Source organism: Roseburia sp. 1XD42-69 (assembly GCF_003612565.1).
Classification (GTDB): Bacteria; Bacillota; Clostridia; order Lachnospirales; family Lachnospiraceae; genus Roseburia_B.
On sequence record NZ_RAZG01000108.1, the window covers coordinates 1 to 7,212 of the forward strand.

Here is a 7,212-nt window from a genome sequence, read left to right on the forward strand (position 1 = left end):
TTAGGCCAAATCGAAAATGGTGTAAACGAAGGGGCAGTTCCCTGCAATGTCAAAACTGCTTTTTCGTTTACACCATCATCGATTGTAACCTAAAGAATTTGTCGCTGAGTTAATCAGCTCTGTATCTGCCCGTATCTGTAACCTTGTTTTATTTTTGCAGACAGGGCAGTGTATCCACTCAGAAATTATTTTTTCCATCCTTACGCCCTTACCATTTTTGCAGTTGGCAATTTAATCAGCATGATAATTGCACATAGTATCAATCCCGACATACTGATCAGCTCTGTCGGATTGGGTCCCAATAGCCCATTCTTCCCCGAAAAGGAAATGAAAACGGGTATTTCACCTATGACATTGACTACTCCGCTATTTGTTTTGGGAGCAGATATTCTCTCCAGCCAATTTCCTCCCCAAGCTCCAGCACTTGAATCGGAATACATACCGCCGCAGCAAGTACGCATATCACGCAGAATTGCAGCGGGTTAGCGATATGTATCACCTGTTCTGTGCCTGTCAGACTGCCCAAATTGAAGATGCCGCTGTATTGTTCGGGAAACAGCACAAAATATAGAACTGTTCCCATCACAATTAAAATGCCGGGAGCAAAAGCGCAGAAAGCCCATAGCTTTTTGTTCTTCCATATTTGGAAATGACATAGGGGACTGCCCTCCAGTCGGTAAATTCTGAATCCACTGCCCAAAGCAAAGTATGCCAGAAGCACCACACCAAGCCCTGACAGACAGAGGATTTTAAGAAACCATATCTCTTGTTGAATTCCTCCCGCATAAAGCCACGCCAGCCCAATTCTTCTCCTGTCGGTCCCGACGTAAAGGACAGAAAAATACTGAGCGGCAATGCTATTATTCCAAAATTGATATAGGACAGCACAGGCTTTCCCATGACAGCGGAAAAGAGGAACAAAGCCAAAACACTAATCCCAAATGTAAGTGCAAAAGAGCATAGCAACGGAAAAAGTTTCACTTTACCCGAAAAACACCGTTTTATGAAAACTCTTCTTGTTTCGTCCGGTCTGAAATGTTTCCAGCCGATCAGGAGCAGATACGTTGGTGACCATGCGATCAGATTGCGGACAATCCACATGATGACAGGCGGTGCATGGAATACAAGACTTGCCATACCTGCCACAAAAATAATGAGCGCCCATACCAGAATATAGGAACTGATGATGTATTTCTTCAAATAATTTGTTTTCATACCGTCAGCGCCTTTCCCTGTCCGTGCAGATAACAAGCTCGCTCTTGATTCCATTCAGTTCAATGATGTTCTCCGCCTCCGGCACACTGAAAGGCTTGGTCTGCTTTCCATCCTTCTCATAAGATATGCTTGTGCCGATCCCCTTCGCAACGGCAGTAAACGCTGCGTCCTTCGGAACATGGATTTTTGAAGTTGCAGACACTTGGTTGATTGCCACCTCCCCGTTTAAGGATTGGCAGAACACTTCCATATCAAGGTTACAGTTGATCTCTACCGTTCCGGTGACATCCGCAAGGATAACATCTGGTGTCTTTATATCAAGCTCTATGCTGTCACACTCCAAAGAACGAATTTCCACCGTTTCCGCATTGACCGCACATTCTATTTTTCCGATGTATGGCGTCGGTATCTGGACAAAGATGCTGACCGATTCTTTTGCCGTTGCTTCTGTCACCCCGTTTTTACGGTTTACTTCTACATCAATCCGTTTTCTGATATCGTCAATCCTGACCTTGAAATCATTCTGAAGCGTGGGCATGGTATTGGATACGAGGCGGACACGGATTTTCTCGCCCTCGTATCCCGACAGTGTGAATTGCTTTGCCCCGCCGAATTTCATATCGTAGCGTTTTGACTCGTCAATGTCATACTCTGTAACGCTCTCATAAAGATAGTCCGCTGCCTTTTTTATCCCTCTTTCATGCGAGAGCAGCTCATCTATGGAAATGCCAAACAGGGCGGAGACTGCCATCATGTTTTCAATATCCGGAATGCCTGCATCCGCTTCCCATTTGGTAACTGCCTGTCTTGATACGCCGAGCTTCTCCGCTAACTGCTCCTGTGACATACCTGCCTGCTTACGGATAGATTTTAGTTTTTCTGCAAATGTCATATGAATCCTCCTAAATTTTTTACTTTTTGTTTTACGAAGCAAAATGCGACTGCCACTGCATGGAGCAATGCCCCGTAAGCTGTGCAGGATTTTGCCTCCTTGTTTTGATGCCTTCAGTATAGGAAAGCACATTTTACATTACAAGCAATCAGGAATTACATTTCGCCTTTTTCCGCTACTTTGCGTGGCATTTCCTTATTGACCGTCTGCCTGTCTATATTAGATTAAATAATTGAGGGACAATTGTGTCCCCTAATTATGCATGATATCCAATCCGTCAATGGAAAATTACTTCATGGTGTGTGCAGTAATATATCCAACAGCATCATCGGTACTATGCTGTATTACTTATTGCCGTTTTGAAAAATAGGAATGACAGCCGATTTCAAGCTGCCTTGTTCCATATTTAGCAGCCGTTCCAGATTGTAAATAAATGCAGCTATTTTTCTTTGCTTTTCTTCTTCGCTGTGTTCCATAAGGTCATCAAACACTGTATTTGCATATAAAAAAGTCATTTCCGCAGCTTCTTCGGGATAATCCGTCTGACATATCCCCTGCTCCATTCCCTCTCTTATTAAATCCGTAATAATAGGATTGATACCAAAGAGCAGGGACTTCTCCATTTTCTGGTGCATAAGGGCATTCTGCGGCTTATGTATCTGTTTCAGGAGTTCCTGTCCAAAATTACCATCGCTCACATTTAATGAAAGCATCATCATGGTAAGGCGCTCCAGCACTGGTATATTTTTTTGTACTGCAATCACTTCCGCTTTTTCAATCAGCCTGCTCATCATTCGGCTGATCATTGCGTCCAGAATTTCTTCCTTGGATTTGAAATGGTAATAAAGCGTCCCCCTCGCAATGCCGATTTCATTCAGAATGTCACTGGTGCTGGTGCCGTCAAAGCCTTTTGTTCCAAACAGTCTCTCTGCCACGTCCAATATTTCATTTTTACGTTCTTCCGCTTCTTTTACCACACGCATGGAATCTGCACCCTCCTATTATTTGTAGACTGACTGTCGGTTTAATATTAGCACTGGGAGAATAATTTGTCAATCTGTCCGGCTGGAAATTAATAAAACTTTTCTTAAATGAAAAATCAATGGACATAAGCATACAATATAATCCTTACTGTCCATTGATTTTTCTACGTTCTCAAATAGAATTTCTACCCCTTCTTTGCTACCTCGCCCCTTTATCTTTCTTGCCTGACTATCCCTGCCCGCTTCTCTTTCTTTTACTATCTGCTCTTTCTCTGCCGCATTCAATTCCTTATAAAATGCCTGAACGAAATCAAATTTATATTCCTTCACGATAGCAGAAAGCCTCTTTTTCATATTGGAAATCTGTTTGTCGAAAGCGTCCTTTCTCGTCGCGCCCCTTGAACGGACGATATACCCGGCACGTTCAAGCTCCTTAATGGCTTCGCGGATAGCGTCTATCTTCTCCCGGTTGATAAGGGATAAGCCTTTCAAGGTGTAGTCCCAATCTTCGGGGAGTGGCAGCGTTTGCGACAACAGCCCCTTTGCCTTTAAGGAAAGTTCCTTGTTGCGTAAATGGTGGTTGCTCATAACGGTGTAGCCCTTGTTTCGCTCCACCCGGAAAACTGCCATAGTAAATCACTCCTTTGGTGTTGGTTTGATTGTTGTCGTTCATGTTCCCTCCTCTATGGCAAAAAAATAGAGCATATAGGTTTCCGTTTCTATATGCTCTAACGCTATTACTATATTTGATTTTGATTGATATGATTGATTACGCTAACTGCATAACCTTCGTTTCAAGTTCTTTTAGTTCGTCCAATGATAAAGATGGTACATAACGTGCAATTTTTTCAAGTGCTTCTCCGTCCTTCATCATTCTTTCAATACGTTTCTGTCTTAACAGATACGGATTGTTTTTGTTACCGCTTCTTTGTCTGCCCATATTTCTTTCTCTGCTCATTATATACTTTACAGAAAATAATATACTGCCCGATAAATCTGTTCTCGTCCTCTTGATAAAGCACTTTGACCTCTGCGTCTACCAGTATGTTCTTGATAGCAACATCTTTTATGCCCTCCTGCACCATTATATTATTGCAATAATTTATCATAAATAAGAAATTTATGTGTACAATTATTATGGAAAGTGTATTTAAATTCTTGATAATCACAATTAGACTACTGACATCAATTCAGAAATTATTGTAAAAAAGGCAGAAGCATTTCAGATGGCAAGATATGTACTGCTCTCACCGAATCCGGAAGATGATGTAAATGCATACATGGAAAACTGGGCACGGCAGTCTGGTCTGCTAAAATTTTCGCCGGATGCAATGCGGATTGGATGGGACTTTCCGTTTGTCCCGCCTGAGATGACTACCAGATTTGGCATTCACGGATACGTGGCAGCTTATATTCTTCCGGAAGGATTTGAAACAAAATGTCCGGGAGTGGAATATGCTGTCCAGAAAGAAGCTGATTATGCAGTGATAACAATTTACCACCCTTTTATGGCGGTAGACCGTATCCGGGGCGGTTATAAAAAATAATGGATTTTTTAGCGGCAAATGGATTCTGTGAAGAACCGAGGGAGAACGTCTTATCCTGTTTTGAGTACGTTTATGAAAAAGAAAGCGGCACCTGCATGGATGTGTATACTCATGTGGAGTGCATTGCAAAAGAGCTGAAAAGCCAGGGAAGATACATATACCGGACGCTGTCTTAAATAAAGCCGGGAAAGCTGACGGAAGAAGAATTTGAGATCCTGAAAACGCACACCACGGCAGAAGAGGAACTGCTTACCCATGCAAAGGAGAAGCTTGGGGAATCGGGGTATCTGAATACGGCGGTGGAGATGGCAGCGTATCATCACGAGTGGTGGAACGGAAAAGGATATCCTTATGGCATCAGCGGGGAAGAAATACCGCTCTGTGCAAGAATTATGGCGGTGTCGGATGTTTTACGCACTGACTTCCAAACGATGTTATAAAAACGCCATGCCGCGTGAAAAAGCGTATGCAATCATCAGGTAGGAATCCGGCACGCACTTTGATCCGGAAGTTGTGGAATCATTTTGGGCTGTAACAGCAGACATGGAGGAATGGGAGGAACTGAATAAAATGATTTACTTTGTTTCCATGCTGACAGGCAGACCGCTTTCTCTCTCTATGATAATATCCTCTGCAAAATCATTTTCAACCTCTAAAAAGAACAGGCTGCCTTTCACATAAGAATGTAACTTTATCTGTTTTTTTCTGCTTCCTGCCCTTTCTGGTGGATAATAATATCCGTGATGGGATTTCCTGTCTGATAAGGAAAATCCAATTGGCTGACTGTTTCCTCCATTTTTCCGATATAGCTTTCCAATTCTTCATTTACAGAACCCGCCACATTTTTAACAAGTAAGGAAATATTGGCTATACGGCTTCTCATATCGTGCCGAAGCCCTCTCATATCAGTATATATGTCCTGTATTTCTACAATTTCTTTCTCCATTTGCCGTACTTGATTTTCCAGTATGGCACGTTTCCCGGTTTCCTCATTGTACTGTACCAATTTCTGAAACAATATGACACTTACAACAATAGCGGAAAGCAACAGTACACAGATAACGGGTATCCAGAATTTTGTTGCAGAAACCGTATCATAAATAATTACGGTCATTCCATTTTCAACCGAAATAATCATCCTTTTATGTCGTTTCCCTCATGATTACAAGTGCTGATAAGGGAAAAAATGAGGGTAAGAAAAAAACTATAATATCAAATAACAAATAATGAAAAGGGAATCTGTCTGAAAGATATGATTTTTCTTTATTGGTTATCCATCGTTAAATCATCAAGGCTCACTCTTAGTGTGTCAGCAATCCCGAATGATACAGTATCAACAGTCCTCTGTATGTTACATCGCAAAGTTTCCTAGTCCTGCTCCTCCAGTCTACCTCCAGTTGCCCGCCGCCATAGCATCCCATTCCTTTAAGTGCCTTTTCGACGTAGTTTGCACGGCATATTCCCTGATCATCTATAGAATCATAAATAATATCAACCTCTTTTTTTAGCGGTGGAACAAGACTGTATAAACCACATCGGCACATATACTCTATCAAATCCAGAAATACATAATACTCTCCGCCAGTTTCTATACCCAGTTTCATGCCCTCCCTATATGCACCGCAGCAGCCAACCAAATGCCCAATATCTACACAATAGGCAGGTGAATAATTCAAGCCTGTGTCTTTCAGTAACTTATTAAAAGAATCCGCCAGCATTGCTATATTCTCACTGTTCCGCCAACTGTTTGTATGAGCCAAAATATCCAGATGATACCAACAGGGCCATTTTTCATAGTCGTTAAAAACGTATGTGATTCCCTCGGGGTTGATTCGCTCGGGACGTCTCCTTCTTATTTTCACGATATCTGTCACCGATTTTATTTCAGTAACTCTTCTAAAAGATTCCAGTGCCGTGGTAATTTCCTTTGAAATATCAAAGGTGTCTTCATAACCAGCTCTTGCAACACAAGCAGCTTTAATGATGTCCGAGCCAGCGGCTGCGTATCTGCTGCAGTCAATATCGCCTTCGCCGAACAATTTCGGGGATATAATTTTGAATGCTTCTATTGCATTTTTCAGAACAGGAGTTTCTTTATACACCAGTTTTTCGCCAAGATATTTTACACCAACCTCTTGATTTTCATATGGCCCTGCATTTTTGTTAGACCCATGAAAACCATTGCCCAACCAACCGTTTTCTTTTTGGCATGTAATGATACTTTGGATTATTTTCTCTTGCAAAATCCTATCCTGCAAATCTCTTTTTTCGTCGTCTGTGATATTTTTCAGAATATCGTTTTTAACATGATAAACAATCGAGGGATTCGCATGTTGCACTAAAAACTCTGATATCCTGTCAAGCAGGTTACTTTGATCACTGTTGGAAGCTCGTCTTGAAGAACCCTTCATTTTCATACATGAAAGTTCTTTCATATGTTTCCTCCCTTTAAGATTTGGACAATGTCATCTGTTATAATTACTTTATAATAATTCACTTAACATTACACTACTTTACAACTTTATAAATGATGCCCCTGTTTCTTAATTAGCTGTTTTAAGGCATTTATTAGGGC

General features: G+C 41.6%; 12 protein-coding genes and 1 pseudogene. 3 read left to right on the plus strand and 10 right to left on the minus strand.

Annotated elements, in window-relative coordinates; all coding sequences use genetic code 11:
• Nucleotides 1-75 precede the first annotated feature (75 nt).
• From D7Y06_RS22920 to D7Y06_RS26670, 8 genes and pseudogenes are all read right to left on the minus strand, one after another.
• Nucleotides 76-198, minus strand: a complete 123-nt coding sequence (locus D7Y06_RS22920) for a cysteine-rich KTR domain-containing protein (protein WP_120409866.1) — start codon at nucleotides 196-198, stop codon at nucleotides 76-78.
• A gap of 160 nt (nucleotides 199-358) precedes the next feature.
• Nucleotides 359-583: a hypothetical protein gene (locus D7Y06_RS25690; protein ID WP_147415754.1), complete on the minus strand. Its 225-nt coding sequence runs from the start codon at nucleotides 581-583 to the stop codon at nucleotides 359-361.
• Between the two features lie 5 nt (nucleotides 584-588).
• Complete coding sequence (locus tag D7Y06_RS22930; protein WP_120409868.1) at nucleotides 589-1,215, minus strand: CPBP family intramembrane glutamic endopeptidase; 627 nt, start codon at nucleotides 1,213-1,215, stop codon at nucleotides 589-591.
• Between the two features lie 4 nt (nucleotides 1,216-1,219).
• Nucleotides 1,220-2,107: a helix-turn-helix transcriptional regulator gene (locus tag D7Y06_RS22935; RefSeq protein ID WP_120409869.1), complete on the minus strand. Its 888-nt coding sequence runs from the start codon at nucleotides 2,105-2,107 to the stop codon at nucleotides 1,220-1,222.
• A 344-nt stretch (nucleotides 2,108-2,451) separates the two neighbouring features.
• Entirely contained in the window at nucleotides 2,452-3,090 is a 639-nt protein-coding gene (locus D7Y06_RS22940; protein WP_120409870.1) for a TetR/AcrR family transcriptional regulator, read from the minus strand.
• Between the two features lie 69 nt (nucleotides 3,091-3,159).
• Nucleotides 3,160-3,420: a hypothetical protein gene (locus D7Y06_RS22945; protein ID WP_120409871.1), complete on the minus strand. Its 261-nt coding sequence runs from the start codon at nucleotides 3,418-3,420 to the stop codon at nucleotides 3,160-3,162.
• Nucleotides 3,421-3,448: 28 nt separating this feature from the next.
• A pseudogene (locus tag D7Y06_RS22950) lies at nucleotides 3,449-3,720 on the minus strand (helix-turn-helix domain-containing protein); the annotation flags it as partial.
• A 139-nt stretch (nucleotides 3,721-3,859) separates the two neighbouring features.
• Complete coding sequence (locus tag D7Y06_RS26670) at nucleotides 3,860-4,030, minus strand: hypothetical protein (RefSeq protein ID WP_199714836.1); 171 nt, start codon at nucleotides 4,028-4,030, stop codon at nucleotides 3,860-3,862.
• Nucleotides 4,031-4,316: 286 nt separating this feature from the next.
• Between D7Y06_RS26670 and D7Y06_RS22960 the strand changes: the two genes are divergently transcribed.
• From D7Y06_RS22960 to D7Y06_RS22965, 3 genes are read left to right on the plus strand one after another with little or no spacing between them, the layout of a single operon-like run.
• Nucleotides 4,317-4,637 (plus strand): hypothetical protein, encoded by a 321-nt coding sequence (locus D7Y06_RS22960; protein ID WP_120409872.1) that lies wholly within the window; start codon nucleotides 4,317-4,319, stop codon nucleotides 4,635-4,637.
• Complete coding sequence (locus D7Y06_RS26200; RefSeq protein ID WP_158591470.1) at nucleotides 4,637-4,813, plus strand: hypothetical protein; 177 nt, start codon at nucleotides 4,637-4,639, stop codon at nucleotides 4,811-4,813. The genes D7Y06_RS22960 and D7Y06_RS26200 overlap by 1 nt, the downstream gene beginning before the upstream one ends.
• A gap of 15 nt (nucleotides 4,814-4,828) precedes the next feature.
• Nucleotides 4,829-5,077 (plus strand): HD-GYP domain-containing protein, encoded by a 249-nt coding sequence (locus D7Y06_RS22965; protein ID WP_256387252.1) that lies wholly within the window; start codon nucleotides 4,829-4,831, stop codon nucleotides 5,075-5,077.
• 251 nt (nucleotides 5,078-5,328) lie between these two features.
• Here D7Y06_RS22965 and D7Y06_RS22970 read toward each other — a convergent pair whose 3' ends face one another.
• Together D7Y06_RS22970 and D7Y06_RS22975 are read right to left on the minus strand one after the other, a co-directional pair.
• A complete protein-coding gene (locus tag D7Y06_RS22970) occupies nucleotides 5,329-5,775 on the minus strand; it encodes a hypothetical protein (protein ID WP_199714837.1) in 447 nt (148 codons plus the stop codon).
• Between the two features lie 163 nt (nucleotides 5,776-5,938).
• Entirely contained in the window at nucleotides 5,939-7,072 is a 1,134-nt protein-coding gene (locus D7Y06_RS22975; protein ID WP_120409874.1) for a hypothetical protein, read from the minus strand.
• Nucleotides 7,073-7,212 lie beyond the last annotated feature (140 nt).

Excerpts from the sequence above, each read along its gene's own strand:
- D7Y06_RS22935 (WP_120409869.1), bottom strand. The coding sequence starts at position 2,107 with ATGACATTTGCAGAAAAACTAAAATCTATCCGTAAGCAGGCAGGTATG.
- D7Y06_RS22975 (WP_120409874.1), bottom strand. The coding sequence starts at position 7,072 with ATGAAAGAACTTTCATGTATGAAAATGAAGGGTTCTTCAAGACGAGCT.
- D7Y06_RS22940 (WP_120409870.1), bottom strand. The coding sequence starts at position 3,090 with ATGCGTGTGGTAAAAGAAGCGGAAGAACGTAAAAATGAAATATTGGAC.
- D7Y06_RS25690 (WP_147415754.1), bottom strand. The coding sequence starts at position 583 with ATGGGAACAGTTCTATATTTTGTGCTGTTTCCCGAACAATACAGCGGC.
- D7Y06_RS26200 (WP_158591470.1), top strand. The coding sequence starts at position 4,637 with ATGGATTTTTTAGCGGCAAATGGATTCTGTGAAGAACCGAGGGAGAAC.
- D7Y06_RS22970 (WP_199714837.1), bottom strand. The coding sequence starts at position 5,775 with ATGATTATTTCGGTTGAAAATGGAATGACCGTAATTATTTATGATACG.
- D7Y06_RS22930 (WP_120409868.1), bottom strand. The coding sequence starts at position 1,215 with ATGAAAACAAATTATTTGAAGAAATACATCATCAGTTCCTATATTCTG.
- D7Y06_RS22960 (WP_120409872.1), top strand. The coding sequence starts at position 4,317 with ATGGCAAGATATGTACTGCTCTCACCGAATCCGGAAGATGATGTAAAT.
- D7Y06_RS22920 (WP_120409866.1), bottom strand. The coding sequence starts at position 198 with ATGGAAAAAATAATTTCTGAGTGGATACACTGCCCTGTCTGCAAAAAT.
- D7Y06_RS26670 (WP_199714836.1), bottom strand. The coding sequence starts at position 4,030 with ATGGGCAGACAAAGAAGCGGTAACAAAAACAATCCGTATCTGTTAAGA.